The organism is Collinsella sp. AF05-9 (assembly GCF_003465595.1).
Taxonomy (GTDB): Bacteria; Actinomycetota; Coriobacteriia; order Coriobacteriales; family Coriobacteriaceae; genus Collinsella.
In genome coordinates, this window is sequence record NZ_QSBB01000011.1 from 19633 (window position 1) to 37524 (window position 17892).

At 61.2% G+C, this 17892-nt stretch carries 15 protein-coding genes and 2 tRNA genes; 11 read left to right on the forward strand and 6 right to left on the reverse strand.

What is annotated here, in order from left to right; translation table 11 throughout:
- Positions 1-23: 23 nt before the first annotated feature.
- The gene (locus DWV43_RS04935) at positions 24-434 is read right to left on the reverse strand and encodes a hypothetical protein (protein WP_117817209.1); all 411 of its coding nucleotides are present in this window, start codon (positions 432-434) and stop codon (positions 24-26) included.
- A gap of 276 nt (positions 435-710) precedes the next feature.
- On the opposite strand from DWV43_RS04935, the gene DWV43_RS04940 reads away from it, so the two are divergent.
- From DWV43_RS04940 to DWV43_RS04965, 6 genes are all read left to right on the forward strand, one after another.
- Positions 711-784: transfer RNA gene (locus DWV43_RS04940), tRNA-Gln, on the forward strand.
- Between the two features lie 17 nt (positions 785-801).
- Positions 802-878: transfer RNA gene (locus tag DWV43_RS04945), tRNA-Glu, on the forward strand.
- A 97-nt stretch (positions 879-975) separates the two neighbouring features.
- Positions 976-1893: a hypothetical protein gene (locus DWV43_RS04950; protein WP_117564212.1), complete on the forward strand. Its 918-nt coding sequence runs from the start codon at positions 976-978 to the stop codon at positions 1891-1893.
- Positions 1883-2353 carry an SsrA-binding protein SmpB gene (gene smpB / locus DWV43_RS04955; RefSeq protein ID WP_117817210.1) on the forward strand — a complete coding sequence of 157 codons (471 nt, stop codon included), beginning with the start codon at positions 1883-1885 and terminating at the stop codon, positions 2351-2353. Before DWV43_RS04950 ends, smpB begins: the two co-directional genes overlap by 11 nt.
- A 209-nt stretch (positions 2354-2562) precedes the next feature.
- Positions 2563-3066: a flavin reductase family protein gene (locus DWV43_RS04960; protein ID WP_055251877.1), complete on the forward strand. Its 504-nt coding sequence runs from the start codon at positions 2563-2565 to the stop codon at positions 3064-3066.
- A gap of 89 nt (positions 3067-3155) precedes the next feature.
- On the forward strand, positions 3156-3299 hold the full coding sequence (locus DWV43_RS04965; RefSeq protein WP_055251878.1) for a rubredoxin-like domain-containing protein: 144 nt from the start codon (positions 3156-3158) through the stop codon (positions 3297-3299).
- A gap of 306 nt (positions 3300-3605) precedes the next feature.
- On the opposite strand, the gene DWV43_RS04970 is transcribed toward DWV43_RS04965, so the two are convergent.
- Complete coding sequence (locus DWV43_RS04970) at positions 3606-4862, reverse strand: Nramp family divalent metal transporter (RefSeq protein ID WP_117817211.1); 1257 nt, start codon at positions 4860-4862, stop codon at positions 3606-3608.
- Between the two features lie 75 nt (positions 4863-4937).
- Complete coding sequence (gpmA, locus tag DWV43_RS04975; protein ID WP_199569362.1) at positions 4938-5684, reverse strand: 2,3-diphosphoglycerate-dependent phosphoglycerate mutase; 747 nt, start codon at positions 5682-5684, stop codon at positions 4938-4940.
- 485 nt (positions 5685-6169) lie between these two features.
- On the opposite strand from gpmA, the gene gltB reads away from it, so the two are divergent.
- The 5 genes from gltB (at position 6170) to DWV43_RS05000 (ending at position 16506) form a co-directional block, all read left to right on the forward strand.
- A complete protein-coding gene (gltB, locus tag DWV43_RS04980; protein ID WP_117817213.1) occupies positions 6170-10867 on the forward strand; it encodes a glutamate synthase large subunit in 4698 nt (1565 codons plus the stop codon).
- Between the two features lie 5 nt (positions 10868-10872).
- Complete coding sequence (locus DWV43_RS04985; RefSeq protein ID WP_117817214.1) at positions 10873-12354, forward strand: glutamate synthase subunit beta; 1482 nt, start codon at positions 10873-10875, stop codon at positions 12352-12354.
- Between the two features lie 424 nt (positions 12355-12778).
- Complete coding sequence (locus DWV43_RS04990; protein ID WP_117817215.1) at positions 12779-13486, forward strand: hypothetical protein; 708 nt, start codon at positions 12779-12781, stop codon at positions 13484-13486.
- 265 nt (positions 13487-13751) lie between these two features.
- Positions 13752-14840 carry a hypothetical protein gene (locus DWV43_RS04995; protein ID WP_147346265.1) on the forward strand — a complete coding sequence of 363 codons (1089 nt, stop codon included), beginning with the start codon at positions 13752-13754 and terminating at the stop codon, positions 14838-14840.
- 295 nt (positions 14841-15135) lie between these two features.
- A complete protein-coding gene (locus DWV43_RS05000) occupies positions 15136-16506 on the forward strand; it encodes an amidohydrolase family protein (protein ID WP_233539201.1) in 1371 nt (456 codons plus the stop codon).
- A 133-nt stretch (positions 16507-16639) separates the two neighbouring features.
- On the opposite strand, the gene DWV43_RS05005 is transcribed toward DWV43_RS05000, so the two are convergent.
- From DWV43_RS05005 to DWV43_RS05015, 3 genes are all read right to left on the reverse strand, one after another.
- Positions 16640-17113 (reverse strand): hypothetical protein, encoded by a 474-nt coding sequence (locus DWV43_RS05005; RefSeq protein ID WP_117817218.1) that lies wholly within the window; start codon positions 17111-17113, stop codon positions 16640-16642.
- 180 nt (positions 17114-17293) lie between these two features.
- Positions 17294-17566, reverse strand: coding sequence for a metal-sensing transcriptional repressor (locus tag DWV43_RS05010; RefSeq protein WP_006235337.1), 273 nt, complete (start codon positions 17564-17566; stop codon positions 17294-17296).
- Positions 17567-17613: 47 nt separating this feature from the next.
- A complete protein-coding gene (locus tag DWV43_RS05015) occupies positions 17614-17835 on the reverse strand; it encodes a heavy-metal-associated domain-containing protein (RefSeq protein WP_055310331.1) in 222 nt (73 codons plus the stop codon).
- Positions 17836-17892: the final 57 nt, after the last annotated feature.

Below are 17892 nucleotides of genomic sequence, written 5' to 3' on the forward strand. Positions count from 1 at the left end.
TTCCATCGGCGGGCTCGCTCGGCTCAATCCTTGAGCTGTGCCCATTCGTGCGGATCGTAGACCTTTACGTGCTTGTTGGGCTTGCCGCTCCAGTACTCCTCGTCCATAAAGGGCAGATATGCCTGAACGCCGGGGCAGATAAAGGGAATCCGCTGCTGTTGCAGTCGCTCGCGCTGTCGCTGCTCCAGGTGCGCCTCGGATATGACAGTCGGCATACCGGACAGCTCGACGAGGCTTGCCTGGATTCGCTTAAGGTCGGGGAGTCCCGCGTGCCATGACATCCGCATGATCAAAAATGAGGCGCGGCGGTAGTTTGCCTGCATCACCGTGATGGCGGGGCGCAGAGTGGGATGGATTTTGTCCCGTTCGGGCCAAAGGTCAGCAGTGATCTCGAGGCCCAGGGTCTCCCATAGGTAATCAAGCTCTTCGTCCATGGCGCCTCGATATCTACGTGATCATTGATACTTCGATTGTGTTGCCTGGTGCTATCGTTTTCACGGTAGAATCTGCCAACGGTTGACGGCTACCGCTCGCGGCGTTTTGCCCTTCGTGTACAGCGGTTGGCTTCACAGGTCCTTCACGGGTTGGACTAAATAAGGCCAATTTGACTGAATTTCAAAAAAGTCAAAATTGGGGCTTGCGTCACGGCGAGACTTCCCGTATATTTCTTTCTTGCGCAAAGGCACAGCCGAGCGCAGCGATGCAGTCATTGGGATGTCGTCTAATGGCAGGACAGCGGATTCTGGTTCCGTCAATGGGGGTTCGACTCCCTCCATCCCAGCCATTGCATTTGCTACATATGGCCCGTTCGTCTAGCGGTTTAGGACGCCGCCCTCTCAAGGCGGAGATCACCAGTTCGAATCTGGTACGGGCTACCAAAATTGAGCGCCCGGGCCTCGTAAGAGACCCGGGTTTTGTGTATTGACTGATATTTAAGGCGCGCGTTGAGTCTGCCGCCCGGACCGAGGAGTTGTCATGGACCTGCCTATCAGCTTGGAAGACATCACGTATGCCGAGAACTATCTGGCGCAGGGCGACCTGGCTACGGCGACGCCGCTGCTTGAGCGTCTGGTGGAGCTCGCCGAGGAGTATATCGACGCTGAGTGCAAGACGGAGGAGAAGCGCCAGTACTTTAGCTTCGACAGCAAGTTTGAGCGCCTGGCCTATCGCCGCGTGGAGAAGGATCCGCGCGAGCTGGTGCAGGTCGAGGTTCCCTTTGACCGCCTGTACTCCGACATGGCGTTTGCCTACATTCGCCAGCAGGATTATGTGAGTGCTCGGAATGCCCTGATGCAGGCCGTGCGTTGGGATCCCATGAACTGCAACTATCGCTTGGACCTGGCCGAGTTGTTCCGCGCGCTCGAGGACAAGCAGGAGTGGGCATCGCTCTCGTTCTCGGTGCTGGAGCGCGCGAGCGACGGTAAGTGCGCCGCACGTGCCTACACCAACTTGGGTCAGTACTTCTTGGAGCCCGAGACCGAGAACATTTCGGCAGCCGTGGGCTGCGCGCGTCTGGCGCTGCGCCTGGCGCCCAATGATGCGCATACGACGCGCCTGCTCAACAAGATCCATACCACCTATCCGGATGCCGCGGACGAGAGTGACGACCATGTGATGGGTGAGCTCGCCCTGCAGGGCGTGCCGACCTCGCCTTCGGCCGAGATCGCCATCTGCCTGATCATGTGCGCGACCGATGCTGCAAGCGACGGCGACAAGCAGGAGGCTACGCGTCTGACGGTCCGTGCCCGCGACCTGGTGGGCGAGGAGGCATGCGCGGCGATTATCAAGCTGGTGCGCGAGAGCGATGCCGAGCTTAATGCCGAGCGCAGGGCAAAGCGCGAGGCTGCGGGTTCAAACGCCGATGGCGCCAAGGAGGCCGGCGATGCCCAGTAAGCGCGAGCGCAAGCTCATTTCCAAGAATCGCTCGGCACATCACGAGTACTTTATCGATGAGACGTTTGAGTGCGGTATTGAGCTGAGCGGTACCGAGGTCAAGTCGATTCGCGAGCGCGCGTGCCAGATTACCGATACCTTCGCACTGATTCGTGGTGGGGAGTGCTGGCTCGTCGGCCTGCATATCCACCCTTATAGCCATGGTGGCGTGTGGAATCGCGATCCCGACCGTCGGCGCCGTCTGCTGCTGCACCGCAAGGAGATCGACTTTCTTGACGGCAAACTTCGCAACCGTGGTTATGCGCTGGTTCCGTTGGAGCTCTACTTTAATACCGACGGTCGCGCAAAACTGCTGCTGGGCCTGGGTCGCGGCAAGAAGCTCTACGACAAGCGCGAGGACATGGCCAAGCGTGATGTCCAACGCGAGATCGACCGCGCCCTCAAGGAACGCAACCGCTGACCGTCCTTCATAAGTTGCGGTGGAATACGGACTGGTTTGCCTGTTTGAGGGGGCTATTCAGTCCCTATTTCACCGCAACTGCGGGCGTCTCATCTTGCTTATACTGTTCTGACACATATGTTTCAAAGGCAGCGTCTGTTATGGGCGCTGCCTTTTTTGTGGGTACATACATCCATGAGGTTCCAACCCGGGTTAGGGGAGTGATTGTTATGGACAAAACTGCGTTCTTTACCATGCCGAGCGGTCTGTACGTGGTGAGCGCCGCGGCAGACGGGCTGCGCGCCGGCTGCGTCATCAACACTGCGGTGCAGGTGACGTCCATGCCGCCGCGCATTTCGGTTGCCGTGAACAAGGACAACGTCACCTCGGGCGTCATCGCTTCGGCCAAAGCGTTCGCGCTGACCGTGATCGATCAGACCGCCGATATGCTCTACATCGGTAACTTTGGGTTCCGCACCAGCAGCGATTATGACAAGTTTGCCAAATACGAGACCCGCGAGACGGCTCTGGGCATGCCCTATGTGCCCGAGCACGCGGCGGCCCTGTTTAGCTGCCATTTGATCGACACTGTGGATGTTGGCACGCATCTACTGTTTATCGGCGAGGTCGAGGATGCCGAGCGCTTGAGTGACGAGACGCCGCTCACCTACGATTACTACCATAAGGTCCTGAAGGGCAAGACGCCTCCGAAGGCGTCCTCGTATCAAGGCTAGAAATGTTTTAAAAATACTTGCATTATATTATTGAGAATCTATACTGATAAATGAAGTACATCACCAGTCGCGTTTGAGAGGAGAACATCATGGCTGAGGAGAAGAAGACGTATAAGTTCGTGTGCGTCGTTTGCGGTTACGAGGTTGAGGTCGATACGCCCGAGCTGCCCGAGGATTATGTGTGCCCGGTGTGCGGCGTCGGTCCCGATCAGTTTGAGCTCGTCGAGGAGTAGCTCGCAGACACACGGCGAAAGCCGAACATAGCTCTGTCCAAGGGCCTCGGTCGAATTCTCGGCCGGGGCCCTTTTCCTCCGCCCCCAAGGGATCACGGTTGCTGTTGGCCGATCCTGTCTGTTGTGAGTCCGGCCGACCTTTTGTCTCAATCTGTAACATGTGGCGGCTCAAAACGGGCCTATCTGTTACAGATTGAGACAAAAGGTTGGAGCTGAAGAAATGTCTCGATCTGTAACATCTGGACATCAAAAGCGGGTCTTCCTGTTACAGATCGAGACGTTTGCCTGGGTAGGTGCCCCGCCCCATTACATCCCTGTCAACAACACGACATCGAGAATCGTCACGATGGCACCGATCCCTACGAGCAGCGCGTTGAGCGGGCGCGAGGTGGCGTATTTGCCCATGACGCGGCGTGAACTGGTGAGTCGTATGAGCACAAAGACCGTAATCGGCAGCTGAAGCGACAGCAGTGCTTGGCTCCAGATGAGACCTTCAAAAGGATTTGGGACGACTAGGCACGCCGTCACTGCGCCGACGAAACAGGCCGCCACCCCGACCGAGGAATGTCGGTCGTGGATGTCGTATTCCTCGTCGAACATGCCCGCAGTGATGGTTCCCGCCGCCATGCCCGCTGTCACGCTGCTCGATAGTCCCGCGAACAGCAGCGCTGCCGCAAAGATGGTCGAGCTCGCCGGGCCCAAGATGGGGGAGAGCGTGGCCGCTGCGACGGCGAGGTCGTCTACGACAATGCCGTGCGCAAAGAAGGTCGTTGCGGCCAGGATGACCATGGCCGAGTTGATTGCCCAGCCCACGCCCATCGAAAAGAGCGTGTCGAAGAGCTCGTAGCGCAGACGTTCTTCGATAACTTGCTCGCCTTGGCCTTCGAAGTGCATGGATTGGATGACCTCGGAGTGCAGGAAGAGGTTGTGGGGCATAACGACCGCGCCTAGGACACTGACGATAATTGCGGCCGAGCCGGTGGGCATACTGGGTGTAATCCAGCTTGCGGCGGCCTGTGACCAGTCGACCTTGACCAGCGCAAGCTCGGCCAAAAACGAGAGTCCTACCACGCCTACGAAGGCGATGATCCATCGCTCGGCGCGCTTGTAGGAGCTCGTCATGAGCATCGCCATCGATACTGCCGCTACGATGACGCAGCCCGCGCGCACGGGCAGCCCAAAGAGCATTTGAAGGGCGATCGCGCCGCCCAGGACTTCGGCCATGGCGGTGGCGATGGTCGCGAGATAGGCGCTGCCGAGCACCGCGCGTCCCACGATGCGGGGGAGAAAGCGGGTCGTGGCCTCGGCAAGACAGGCGCCCGTGGCGATACCCAAGTGTGCCGCGTTGTGCTGCAGCACAATGAGCATAATCGTGGACAGCGTGACGATCCACAGCAGCGCGTAGCCAAACTGCGAGCCCGCGGCCATATTGGAGGCCCAGTTGCCCGGGTCGATAAAGCCGACGGTCACAAGCAGCCCGGGGCCGATATGCCGCGCAATATCTAGGCCTCCGTGACCACCGGTGCGTCGGGAGCCAAAGTGTTGTTTGAGATGGTTGAGCATGGTGCGCTCCTGTGTATGGGCGGCGTGACGTCGCATCTGGGCCGTGCGGCGCCACGCGTCGGTTTTGGGTTGGGGCTACTTGTGTGCTTTGCCCTGATTGGCCACGGCGTCAATCTTGGCGGCGATGGTCGCCGGGTCGCCGATGTAGCGCTTGTCGAGGACGTTGAAATCGGTGTCGAAGGTGTAGACGAGCGGCACGCCGGTGGGGATGTTGACCTTGAGGATCTCCTCGGGCGTGAGGTGCTCGAACTTCATGACGAGTGAGCGCAGGGAGTTGCCGTGTGCGGCGATGAGTACGCGCTTGCCGGCGAGCATCTGGGGGCGAATCTCGTCTTCGAAATAAGGCCAGGCGCGGGCTATCGTGTCCTTGAGGCATTCGGTATAGGGCAGCTGGTCGGGTGCGACATCACGGTATTGCTCCTGTGTGTGAGGGTCGCGACCGTCGCCCGGCTCGAGCGCCGGCGGGCAGACATCGAAGGAACGGCGCCAGATGAGCACCTGCTCGTCGCCGTGCTCCGCCGCGGCATCGGCCTTGTTGAGACCCTGCAGCGCGCCGTAGTGGCGCTCGTTGAGCTTCCAGGATTTGATGACGGGCAGCCATTCGCGGTCCATCTGGCCGAGCACGATGTTGAGGGTGTGGATCGCGCGCTTGAGGCGCGAGGTGTAGCAGATGTCAAAGTCGAAGCCCGCTTCCTTGAGGGCGCGGCCGCCTGCCGCCGCCTCTTCGCGGCCCGTGTCGGTGAGCTCGACATCGGTCCAGCCGGTGAACAGGTTGAGCTTGTTCCACTCGGATTCTCCGTGACGGATAAGGACGAGTTGCATCGTCTGCCGGTCTGCCTGGTTTGCCATAGGGGCCTCCTTAATGTGGCACGGGACGCGTGCCGTTTGTTTGACGCCGCAAAGGATACCCGTTTTAGGCTAAAAAGTTAACCACGACTAACAAAATTGTTGTATTTGAATAGGATGGTGAAAGGGGATTGCCGAAATGTCTTGATCTGTAACAAGTAGGGATGGAAATTGGGCCTAGGTGTTACAGATCGAGACATTCGGAACCGTCTCTCAAAAACATCTCAATCTGTAACATCTAGGCGCCAAAATTGGGTCTTCCTGTTACAGATTGAGATGTTTGAAGCGGTGAGCTTACGGGCCGAACCTGGGGCCCTTGTTGTCGCCCTTGAGGTCGGCGGTGTCCACTCGTAGGGTGCGCGTTACGCGATTGTTTCGAAACGGGTGGGAAACACAACGGGCCGGCGATGCTCCTAGTATGCCTATTCAATTGACTGTCTAATATCTAGGGGAGGATCGCGATGCAGGCAGATTCCGCTCAGCAGCAGGGCCTTTATCGCCCCGAATTCGACCACGATGCATGTGGCATCGGCGCGCTTGCCGATATCAACGGTGAGCGCCATCACCAGATTCTGGACGATGCACTGTCCATTCTGGTCAACTTGGAGCACCGCGGCGGCACGGGACTCGAGAAGAACACCGGCGACGGCGCCGGCATCCTGTTCCAGGTTCCGCATCACTTTTTCCGTAAAGAGGCTCAAAAGTGCGGCCAGATTCTGCCGGCAGAGGGCGACTATGGCGTGGCCATGCTGTTCTTCCCGCAGGACGACAAGGGCGTAGAGGACGCCCGTCGCGTGTTTGAGGAGGGCTGCGCCGAGGCCGGCGTGCCGCTGCTCTTTTGGCGCGAGGTGCCGGTCGACCCGCACGACTTGGGCGAGACGGCCCGCGCCTGTATACCTACTATCCTGCAGGCCTTCCTGGGCCGTCCGGACGACACGCCCGCCGGTGACGCCTTTGAGCGTCGCCTGTACGTGTGCCGCCGCACCATCGAGAAAAAGGCCGACGCCGAGTTCGCCCTGCGCGACAAGATCTTCTACGTGTGCTCCATGAGCTCGCGCACTATCGTGTACAAGGGCATGCTGGTCGCCACGCAGATGCGCCGCTTCTTCATCGATCTCAACGACGCCGCCGTCAAAACGGCCGTGGCGCTCGTCCACTCGCGCTACTCCACCAACACCACGCCCAGCTGGGAGCGCGCGCACCCCAACCGTTTTATCATCCATAACGGCGAGATCAACACCCTCAAGGGCAACGTCAACTGGATTCGCGCCCGCGAACCCAACCTGTACAGCCCCGTGCTGCAGCACGATCTTGAGCGCGTGATGCCCATCATCAACCGCGAGGGCTCCGATTCAGCGATTCTGGACAACGTGCTCGAGTTCTTGGTCATGAACGGTCGTCCGCTTACGCGTGCCGCGTCCATGTTGCTGCCCGAGCCGTGGGACCACAACGACAGCCTGAGTGAGGAGCGCCGCGCCTACGATGCTTACCAGTCCATGCTCATGGAGCCGTGGGATGGCCCGGCGGCCATCGCCTTTACCGACGGTCGCACGCTGGGTGCCGCCCTCGACCGTAACGGCCTGCGCCCCGCCCGCTACTATGTGACGCGCGACGGTCGCTTTATGCTGGCAAGCGAGGTGGGCACCATCGAGGTGAGCCCCGAGAACATCCTGACGAGCGGCTGTCTGGGGCCGGGCCAGATGCTCGAGGTCGACTTTGCCCGCGGGCGCGTCATCTACAACGACGAGCTGCGCGCCCGTTACGCCAAGGAAAAGCCCTACCGTGATTGGATTGCCGAGGAGACGCTGACCGTCGACGCGCTCGATGAGCCCGTTGCGGCAACGCCCGCCGAGGACGCCGAGGTGCCCGCCGCCGTGCGTATGGCCAAGCTCGGCTACCACTGGGATGACGTCGACGAGGTCGTGCGTCCCATGGCCCAGCAGGGCAAGGCCCCGCTCGCCTCGATGGGCATCGACGCACCGCTGGCCTGCCTGTCTAAGAAGACGCGTTCGTTCTTTGACTACTTCTATCAGCTGTTCGCCCAGGTCACGAATCCTCCGATCGATGCCCTGCGCGAGCACATGGTGACTTCGACCACGCTCTACCTGGGCAACCACGGCAACCTGCTCGAGGACTCCCGTACGGCCTGCCAGCTGGTTCGCTTGGAGCGCCCGTTGCTCAACGAGGAGGAGTTCGAGCGCATCTGTGCCATCGACCGCGTGGGCTTTAAGACCCGCCGTTTCCGTGCCGTGTACCGCCGTGATGCCGGCGAGGACGCGCTGCAGGCTGCGCTCAAGCAGCTTGCAGAGGACGTTGAGGCTGCGGTCCGCGACGGCGTGAACATCGTGGTGTTGAGCGATCGCGCCGCTGCGGGCGAGGTGCCCGTGCCGTCGCTGCTCGCCGTGGGCTGCGTGCACAATCACCTGATCCGCGCCGGCGTGCGTACCTTTGCCGACATCGTGGTGGAGTGCGGCGACGCTGTGTCTCCGCACGACTTTGCCGCGCTGGTGGGCTACTCCGCGAGCGGCATCTATCCGTACAACGCACATGCGTGCATCCGCGATCTGGCGGCACGCGGCGATCTGGACGTGACGGTCGAGCAGGGCATCGCCAACTACAACAAGGCTGCAACCGCCGGCATCGTTTCCATCATGTCCAAGATGGGCATCTCTACGGTGCAGAGCTACCATTCGGCGCAGATCTTCGAGGCCGTGGGCTTTACGCCGGAGTTCGTCAACGCGTACTTCGCCGGCACGGTGAGCCGTGTGGGCGGTATGGGTGTCGAGGACGTTGAGCGCGAGCAAAACGAGCGCTACGACGCCGCGCTCGCTATCCTTAAGAGCCCGGCACCCGATCAGCTGCCCACGCTGGGTTTGACCAAGTGGCGCCCGTTCGGCGGCGAGGATCACCTGATCGATCCGCAGACTGTCTACTTGCTGCAGACCGCCTGCTGTGAGGACAGCTACGACACCTTTAAGGAGTACAGCGCCCGTCTGCACCGCACCGGTCGTGCCGTGCGTCTGCGCGACTTGCTCGACTTTAATGCCAGCGGCCGCACGCCGGTGGCACTCGACGAGGTCGAGCCCGCACTCAACATCGTCCGCCGCTTTAACACCGGCGCCATGTCGTATGGCTCCATCAGCAAAGAGGCGCACGAGTGCATGGCCATCGCCATGAACCGCCTGCACGGCCGTTCCAACTCCGGCGAGGGCGGTGAGGATCCGCGTCGCGAGACCCCGCTGGCTAACGGTGATTCCAAGAACTCCGCGATCAAGCAGGTGGCAAGTGCGCGCTTTGGCGTGACGAGCCGCTACCTGTGCAGCGCCTTCGAGATTCAGATCAAGATGGCCCAGGGCGCCAAGCCCGGCGAGGGTGGCCACCTGCCCGGCAAGAAGGTCTACCCCTGGATTGCCGAGGTCCGTCAGTCCACGCCCGGCATCGGCCTGATCTCGCCTCCGCCGCATCACGACATCTACTCCATCGAAGACCTGGCCGAGCTCATCTTTGACCTTAAGAACGCCAACCCTGGCGCACGCGTGTCGGTCAAGCTGGTCAGCGAGGCCGGCGTCGGCACCATCGCCACCGGTGTGGCCAAGGGCGCTGCCGACAAGATCTTGATCAGCGGCCACAATGGCGGCTCGGGTGCCGCTGCTCGCGATTCGATCTGGCACGCCGGTCTGCCGCTGGAGCTTGGCCTTGCCGAGGCCCAGCAGACGCTGCTGCAAAACGGCCTGCGCTCGCGCGTGGTGCTCGAGGCCGACGGCAAGCTCATGGACGGCACCGATGTTGCCGTCGCCTGCCTGCTGGGCGCCGAGGAGTTTGGCTTTGCGACCATGCCGCTCATCTCGATGGGCTGCCTCATGCAGCGCGACTGCCAGCAGGATACCTGCCCCGCCGGCATCGCCACGCAAAACTGCCGCCTGCGTCGCGGCTTCCGCGGCAAGCCCGAGCACGTCGAGCACTTTATGCTCTTTGTTGCCGAGCAACTGCGCGAGGTCATGGCGAGCCTGGGCTTCCGCACCGTCGACGAGATGGTCGGCCATCCCGAGTGCTTGCGCCAGATTGAGGTCCCGGGCAACCGTAAGGCCAACCTGCTCGATCTGTCGCCCGTGCTGGCGAGCGCGACCTGCGAGTTCGGTGCCCATATCCCGGGTGCCGACGGTCGTCACTTCCTGCCGCAGATGGCCGCGGACAGCGAGCTCGACAAGACGCTCGACTCCACGCTGTTCGTGCCCTATACGGCCGATGCCCGTGCCCACTTGCGTCCGATTCGCTTCCGCGCTGATATCGCCAACGTCAACCGTTGCGTGGGCACCATCCTGGGTAACGCGGTGACCAAGGCACATCCCGAGGGCCTGCCCGCCGGCTCCATCACCATCGATTGCGATGGATCGGCCGGTCAGAGCTTTGGCGCCTTCCTGCCGCGCGGCATTACGCTCAACGTGTGCGGCGACGCCAACGACTACTTTGGCAAGGGCCTTTCGGGCGGCGAGGTGTCGGTGCGCCCCAACCCGCATGCGACCTATAAGTTCGACGAAAACATCATCGTGGGCAACGTTGCGTTCTTTGGCGCCACGAGCGGCCGTGGCTTCATCAACGGCCTGGCCGGCCAGCGCTTTGGCGTACGCAACTCCGGTGCCACCGTGGTGGTCGAGGGTTGCGGCAACCACGGTTGCGAGTACATGACGGGTGGCCTGGCGCTCATCCTGGGCGAGGTCGGGCAGAACTTCGCTGCCGGCATGACGGGTGGCGTGGCTTATGTCTTTGACCAGTACGGCACGCTTGATGCCCGCGTGAACCACGAGAGCGTTGAGCTCAAGGCCCCGACTGCCGGCGAGCTGGCGCAGATTCGCGAGCTCATCCAGGAGCACGTGGACGCGACGCAGAGCCCGCGCGGCATCAAGCTGCTCTACAGCTTTGAGACGATGAGCAAGCACTTTGTGAAGGTCATTCCGACCGAGTACGAGCGTGTGCTGGCGATTGTCGCTGCGAGCGAGGCTGCCGGCAAGACACATGCGCAGGCAGAGGAACTGGCGTTTGACATTGTGACCGGTCGCGCGAGCGCCGCGGATGTCGCTCGCTTCGATATTGCGGGCGGTGCTGCGGGTGCTGCGTCCGCGGCCGCCAGCTCTGTTGCTTCGACCAAGAAGGAGGCGTAAGTGCCATGGGTAAGCCCGGTGCTTTTCTTGATATCGATCGCGTGACCCACGAGCTTCGCCCCGTGGAGGAGCGCAGCCGTGATTTCGATCCGCTGTACGTGGAGCTCGACGACGACGCACGTCGCGCCCAGGCGAGCCGCTGCATGATGTGCGGCGTGGCGTTTTGCCAGATGGGCGCGAGCTTTGGCAAGGCACGTCCGAGCGGCTGCCCGCTGCACAACTTGATTCCCGAGTGGAACGAGCTGGTGTACCGCGGCCGCTGGGATGAGGCTGCTGAGCGCCTGTCGCTCACCTCGCCCATGCCTGAGTTCACGAGCCGCGTGTGCCCGGCACTGTGCGAGGCCGCGTGCAACCTGGGCTCGGTCGACGGCCAACCCACGACGATTCACGATAACGAGCGTGCGATCAGCGACCATGAGTGGGCCAACGGCGGCCCACGTCGCTTTGAGCCGGCAGGGGAGGACGCGCCCTCGGTCGCCGTGGTTGGTTCCGGCCCGGCTGGCCTGGTGGCAGCATGGGAGCTTGCACGTCGCGGTGCCCGCGTGACGGTGTTTGAGCGCGACGACCGCCCCGGCGGCCTACTCATGTACGGCATTCCCAACATGAAGCTCGAGAAGTCTGTGGTCGAGCGTCGTGTGGCGCTCATGCGCGAGCTGGGTATTGTGTTCGAGCTGGGCGCCGACGTGAGCGATCCCAAGGTTACCGCCAGGCTCGACGACTTTGACGCCGCCGTGGTGGCTGCTGGCGCCCGTGCCCCGCGCGGTCTTTCGGCTACGAACGTGGACGCCCCGGGCGTGGTGTACGCCGTGGACTATCTGACGGCTTCGACCGTGTCGGTTCTCGACGGCGGCGAGCCCGCGGTCGATGCGCGTGGCCTGGACGTTGTGGTCATTGGCGGCGGCGATACCGGTAACGACTGTGTGGGTACCGCCGTGCGCCAAGGCGCGCGCAGCGTGCGCCAGTTTGAGTTCTTGCCAGCTGCGCCCGATAAGCGCGCGGCGAGCAACCCCTGGCCGCAGTGGCCCAACGTTAAGAAGACCGATTACGGCCAGCAGGAGGCTATCGCTGCGATGGGTGGTGAGATGCGTGCCTGGGGCGTGGATACGCTCGAGGTGCTGCTGGACAAGAAGGGCGCGGCCGCGGGCCTGCGCGTGGTCGATCTGGACTGGTCGGCGGGAAAGTCCGAGCGCATCGCGGGCTCCGAGCACGAGGTGCCGGCGCAGCTGGTGCTCATCGCCTGCGGCTTTACGGGTCCGGAACACGGTGTGTTCGATGCGGTGAGCGTGCCTGTTGCCACCGCTGGTCGTCCGCTGCCGGTGATGGCTGCCGAGGGCTCGCATCTCGCGGCTCGCACGGAGGGCGTCGCCGCGGATGCCGCGCCGGTGTATGTGGCGGGTGATGCCCGCAACGGCAGCTCGCTCGTGGTGAGTGCCATGGCCGATGCCCTGGCCTGCGCAGCCGAAGTCGCCGAGGCACTGGAACTGTAAAGTAGTCACGGAGATATTCAACAATCGAATCGGCAAGGGCTGTCCCTAACTGCCGGCACAAAAGGAACGTCCCTAAGTGCCGACAGTTAGGGACGTTCCTTTTGTGCCGGCATTCGGGGACACTCCTTGCGGATTTGCGAGCAGTTTGCGCGTTTGTCGACGTGCGGGTGTTCATTTGTCGACTTCTTGGGCTGTGGTCACCTGTTGTTTCTGTGGTGGCTGCAGGCATCTGGCTCAAAAGGGCGGGTTGGCCGTCTATGTTTGCCTGCGGTTTTGTTGCGGTGCACATTTTCGGTCAAGCTTTTCGTCAAGTGTTTGGTCAGCATCTGGTTTGCAGTCGGAGGCCTATTTTGCCCGCGCTGGTCGTGGCTGCCCACCCTCCTCGTAAGCTCAAATTGAGGTCCATCAGTTTGAGGAGGATGCCATGACTGACCACGCTTTTGACCGAGCAGAGCTGGCTGAAGCCGTCGGCAACGATATTGCCGACATGGCTCACTTTTGGATGCTGCGGAAGTTTCAATTCCTGGAGCCGGCACGCGAACAGTTCGAGATTATCGTCGACCCGTGGCTCAGCTATTGCGAGGAACCTTCTCAAAACGAAATCATGGCCTACAACATGGCGTTTACCGATTGGCTGCTCTTCGAGCGCCCCTATCGCCATGGCAAAACGCTGCTCGAGCTATATGTTGACGAGCCGCCGGCATCGCTTTCGCCTGCCTCGCTCAAGCGGCTCGAGCGGGTACGCGACACGCAGTATTTCTCGCGCTTTGGCATTTTGGACAAGAATCCTGCGTCCGGCATGGTCGTGCTGAAGGACACGCGCACCGATCATCGCTTTGATGTCTACGACCCGCATATCGTGCAGAAGGAGCATTGGAACGACGGCGCGATTGCGGTGCGCCTCGCCTGCGTCGACGATGTCTGGCTTACGGCGGGACAGCTCTACCTGTATGACATCGCGCGCCTGAACGACACGGCGGTCGACGGACCGGGTGCGGTGCATCCCGAGGATCTGCAGGACGGCTTTGACACCTCGTGCATCAGCTTCTTCTTGCGTCTGGTCCGCGACATCATGGGCGCCCAGGGGCGGTACGTAAAGTCCCTCAACATCTACGAACAGGAATGGGGGTAGAGGATGGGCGGTTGTCGCCTGCCTTGCCTTCTGCCCTTTTGTCTCGATCTGTAACGTTTGGGGACAAAAACCAGTCTATCTGTTACAGATCGAGACGAATGCTTGGGCGCCGCTGGTTTGTCTAAATCTGTAACGTTTAGGGGCCTGGAGAACGTCTTACTGGTACAGATCGAGACGTTTGGCACCTGGCTGGGGGGAATGTCTCAATCTGTAACATCTACAGTACAAAAATCGGTCTTCTTGTTACAGATCAAGACGTTTGTCGGTGGAGGCAACGGTGACGATGGTCCATTTGTCCGATGTGGTGGTGATGGAAGTGTCTAATACCGTTTTCAAGCACAAGCATACGACTCGCAACACGTTGGCGCGGAATAGGATGCTCGCGCGACTCACGGAGGCGACCGAGCAAGGTGCGCTGCTCGCAACGCATGACAATGCCGAGCTCATGTGGCTGCGGCGTCATGTTGGAACCGACGATATCGCGGAACCCGAGCCGTATTTGTTCTGCTTTCAACATGATTGGGATGCGCTGACGCCGACGGAGCGAGCGCTGCGGGCCATCAAAGGGCTTGCGGAGTTTCATCCCGATTGGGCGTTTTGGGGCTATGACGCGGCACTTTTGTGGGGTCTGGAGGTGCCGAATGATCTGCTTGGGCCACGATATCTTGTTAAGACAGGTTGCTCGGTGCCGCTGAGTGCAGGATGTCGGCTGTTGCGTCCGCAGGCGGCGGGCGCACTTGAACAAGTCGACGGCGTGCAGGTGACGTCGTTTTGGCGCACGGTGGAGGATTGCCTACTGCGTGCACCGTTCTCCTACGGGTTGGCGATTGCCGATTCTGCACTGCGGGCGAAAGGCGTATCACGTGGGGATTTGTGCGAGCGCCTCCGCGCCGATTGCGAGGGCAGGCGAGGGTATCGCAGGGCACAGGTGATTGCGTCGTATGCGGACGGGCTGTCTGAAAACGGCGGCGAGTCTCGGTTCCGAGCATTCTTTATTGCGTACGGCTTTCCGGTTCCGGAGCTGCAGGTGGAGTTTCGCGACCCGCTCGATCCGAGCCAGGTGTTTCGCGTCGACTATTTTTGGCGGCTCGAGGACGGGACGTGTGTCATCGGCGAGCTCGACGGAAAGGGGAAGTACACCTTGCAGAGCGGCGAGGGTCGGGAGTCGGTTGACCCATTCGTGGCAGAGCGTCAGCGGGAATCTCATCTGACAATGCTCGGGCATAAGGTGCTTCGGTTTACGTTTAACGAACTCAAAGGCCCGGGGAAGCTAGTCGAGAAAATGAGGCTGGCGGGTATTCCTCGGCAGGTTGAATTGGCTGAGGAGTGGAGATGCCAGTGGTATGGGCGCTGAGAGGTTTTGTCTCGATCTGTAACGTTTAGAGGTTGTTTGAGCTCGTAATTGTTACAGATCGAGACAAGCCGGTGAAACGTCGACCGAATGTCTCGATTTGTAACATCAGGGGGCCCAATAACCCTGTACCTGTTATAGATCGAGAGATTTCCCTAGTGCCGCTGGGATGGGACTGCAACGTATTCCGTCCCCCACATCCTCTCTTCCTTCCGTTAACCGATGCGTCTGCAGCAATCCAGCGGGACTAGGTGATAATGAACAAATGTTCAAGTTAATCGTGAGGGAGGAGCTCGATATGGCATCTGCCGATCGTTCCACGTTGTTTATCAATGCGACTATTCTGGATGGTTCGGAGCATATGGAGCCGCAACCCGATATGGCCGTGACTGTTGAGCGCGGCGTCATCACCTGGATGGGGCCGAGTGCTGTGGCGCAGGCGCCTGCAGGTGCCGAGGTTATCGACCTGGGTGGTGCGTATCTCATGCCCGGTCTCATCAATATGCACGTGCATCTGTGCGGTTCGGGCAAGCCGGTCTCGGCGGGTGATGCGGGCGCGCTGATGAAGAAGCTCGACAATCCCGTGGACCGCGCCATCGTTCGCCACATCCTCAAAGGCAGCGCCCAGCAGCAGCTGGCAAGCGGCGTGACTACGGTGCGCGGTGCGGGCGACCCGCTGTTTGCCGACATCGCCGTGCGAGATGCTATCGATGCCGGCAAGTATCAGGGTCCGCGTCTGGTAGCGCCGGGAACGGGCGTCACGGTGCCGGGTGGCCACGGCGCGGGCTTGTTCGCCCAGGTGGCCAACAGCCCCGTCGAGGCAGCCGAACAGGTGCGCGACTTGTACGCGCGTGGTGCCGACGTCATCAAGTTGTTCGTGACGGGTGGCGTGTTCGACGCGACCGAAGTTGGCGAGCCGGGCGTGCTGCGCATGCCGATCGATGTTGCCGCGGCGGCGTGCAAGGCGGCGCACGAGGTGGGCCTGCCGGTTATGGCTCATGTCGAGAGCACCGAGGGCGTGAAGGCCGCGCTTGAGGCCGGGGTCGACACGATCGAGCACGGTGCCCCGATGACGCCCGAGATCCTGGGGCTGTACAGCGGCGCCGCGGGCACGCAGCTTGAGGATCGTGCGCCCAGCGTTACCTGCACGATCAGCCCGGCGCTGCCGTTTGTATTGCTCGATCCGGAGAAGACCCATTCGACTGACACGCAAAAGAAGAACGGCGACATCGTGTGCTCGGGTATCATCGAGAGCGCCCGTGCCGCACTGGAAGCTGGCGTTAAGGTGGGCCTTGGCACAGATTCGAGCTGCCCGTTCGTGACGCAGTACGACATGTGGCGTGAGGTGGCCTATTTTGCCAAGTACGTGGGCGTGAGCAACGCCTTCGCGCTGCATACGGCTACGCAAGTCAATGCCGAGCTGCTGGGGCTGGGCGGCGAGACCGGCACAATCGAGTGCGGCAAGGCCGCCGATATCTTGGTGACGCGCAAGAATCCGCTCGATGACCTGTGCGCCCTGCGTGAGCCGATACATGTGATGTGTCGCGGTGATCTGGTGCGCAAGCTCAAGGTGAAGCGCATTCCCGAGGTGGACGCCGAGCTCGACACGATTATGGCCATGCCGGCCGAGGCGCTGGCCGAGGAGCTCGCCCGCGACGGTGTGGCATAGGTGTGACAAAGGTGTAGCTCCGTTGCCGCATGCAAAAAGCCGAGGTCTCAACACGAGGCCTCGGCTTTTTTATCGAACAAATACTTAAGATTTGGGACAAACAAACCTGATTAATTTGTCCCGCGTGCGGGCGCTAGGAGCGGGTTTCCATCTTGGCGTGGCACTTGGGGCAGGTGACGCGGATCTTGCCCTTGCCCTTGGGGACGGAGAGCATCTGGCCGCAGTTGGGGCACTTGAGGTATGCCGTGGTCTTGCGACCCTTCCACATCTTCTTGGCCGTGCGCTTGGCACGCTCAAAGTCTTCCTTGCTCGTTCCAGCCGCGCGCGAGGTGCTGGCCGCTGCAGTTCCACCGCCCAAGCTGGCGACGAACTTGCCCAAGCCGGGGACGTTCGCGGTCGCGGCGACAAAGGCCTCGTTCTCCTTGCGACGTGCGTCGATGTTTTTGGACAGGCCGCGCAGCACGCCAATCACGATGACGGCGATAGCGATCCAGCTGAGCCACTGGATTCGGGCTATCGATCCGATCATCGCGATGACAATGCCGGCAAAACCCATCACGATGGTGAGTTCATCGGCACCATTGCGGCCCTTCATAAAGTCATTCATGCAAATTGCCTTTCGTTCGATATGCTGCACGCCTTTATACCCGATTTAGAGCAAGGGGGACAGGTTAATCTGCACCAAGGTGGTGCAAACGTACCTATCCCCGATACACCAAGATGGTGCAAACGTACCTATCCCCGATACACCAAGATGGTGCAAAGAAGTCTGTCCCCAATGCCCCAATTACTTGGAGAGCTTGTCGACGACGCGTTCGATCTCGGCGAGTTTGGCGGCTTTGAGGTCTTCGTCGCCCGATTCGATTGCCGAAGTCACGCAGCCCTCGATATGCGCCTTGAGCACATCGGCGTTGATGCGCGCGATGAGTGCCTGCGTGGCCATGAGCTGCGTGGAGATGTCGACGCAATAACGGTCCTCCTCGACCATCCGCAAGATGCCGTCGATCTGACCGCGTGCCGTCTTGAGCATGCGGGTCACCGATTTATGGTCTGCCATCATGGCGGGTCCTCGTTTCTGATCGATAGGGGCGGATGCTACCGACGGCGCTAGGCTGCGGTCACCGAAAGGGCATGGAACTTCTCGCCCGCGGCCTCGACGGCGGCAGCGAGCTGCTCGGCGGTCACGGTGTCGGCGCACTCCACCTGGACGGTCTGGGTCTCGTGATCGGCGTCGGCATCGGTCACGCCGGCCACGTTGAGCAGCGCGGTCTCGACGGTGGCGTCGCAGTGGCCGCACATAAGGCCCGAAGTCTTAATCGTGTAACGCATTGGTATTCCTCTCTGTTGTGTCGGCTTTCCCGGGCACCCGACCTTGACCTTCAAGCC

Coding starts and splice junctions, on each gene's coding strand:
- DWV43_RS05015 (WP_055310331.1), bottom strand. CDS start 17,835: ATGCGTTACACGATTAAGACTTCGGGCCTTATGTGCGGCCACTGCGAC.
- smpB (WP_117817210.1), top strand. CDS start 1,883: ATGCCCAGTAAGCGCGAGCGCAAGCTCATTTCCAAGAATCGCTCGGCA.
- DWV43_RS05000 (WP_233539201.1), top strand. CDS start 15,136: ATGGCATCTGCCGATCGTTCCACGTTGTTTATCAATGCGACTATTCTG.
- DWV43_RS04950 (WP_117564212.1), top strand. CDS start 976: ATGGACCTGCCTATCAGCTTGGAAGACATCACGTATGCCGAGAACTAT.
- DWV43_RS05005 (WP_117817218.1), bottom strand. CDS start 17,113: ATGAATGACTTTATGAAGGGCCGCAATGGTGCCGATGAACTCACCATC.
- DWV43_RS04970 (WP_117817211.1), bottom strand. CDS start 4,862: ATGCTCAACCATCTCAAACAACACTTTGGCTCCCGACGCACCGGTGGT.
- gpmA (WP_199569362.1), bottom strand. CDS start 5,684: ATGCAACTCGTCCTTATCCGTCACGGAGAATCCGAGTGGAACAAGCTC.
- DWV43_RS05010 (WP_006235337.1), bottom strand. CDS start 17,566: ATGATGGCAGACCATAAATCGGTGACCCGCATGCTCAAGACGGCACGC.
- DWV43_RS04960 (WP_055251877.1), top strand. CDS start 2,563: ATGGACAAAACTGCGTTCTTTACCATGCCGAGCGGTCTGTACGTGGTG.
- DWV43_RS04935 (WP_117817209.1), bottom strand. CDS start 434: ATGGACGAAGAGCTTGATTACCTATGGGAGACCCTGGGCCTCGAGATC.
- DWV43_RS04990 (WP_117817215.1), top strand. CDS start 12,779: ATGACTGACCACGCTTTTGACCGAGCAGAGCTGGCTGAAGCCGTCGGC.
- DWV43_RS04985 (WP_117817214.1), top strand. CDS start 10,873: ATGGGTAAGCCCGGTGCTTTTCTTGATATCGATCGCGTGACCCACGAG.
- DWV43_RS04965 (WP_055251878.1), top strand. CDS start 3,156: ATGGCTGAGGAGAAGAAGACGTATAAGTTCGTGTGCGTCGTTTGCGGT.
- gltB (WP_117817213.1), top strand. CDS start 6,170: ATGCAGGCAGATTCCGCTCAGCAGCAGGGCCTTTATCGCCCCGAATTC.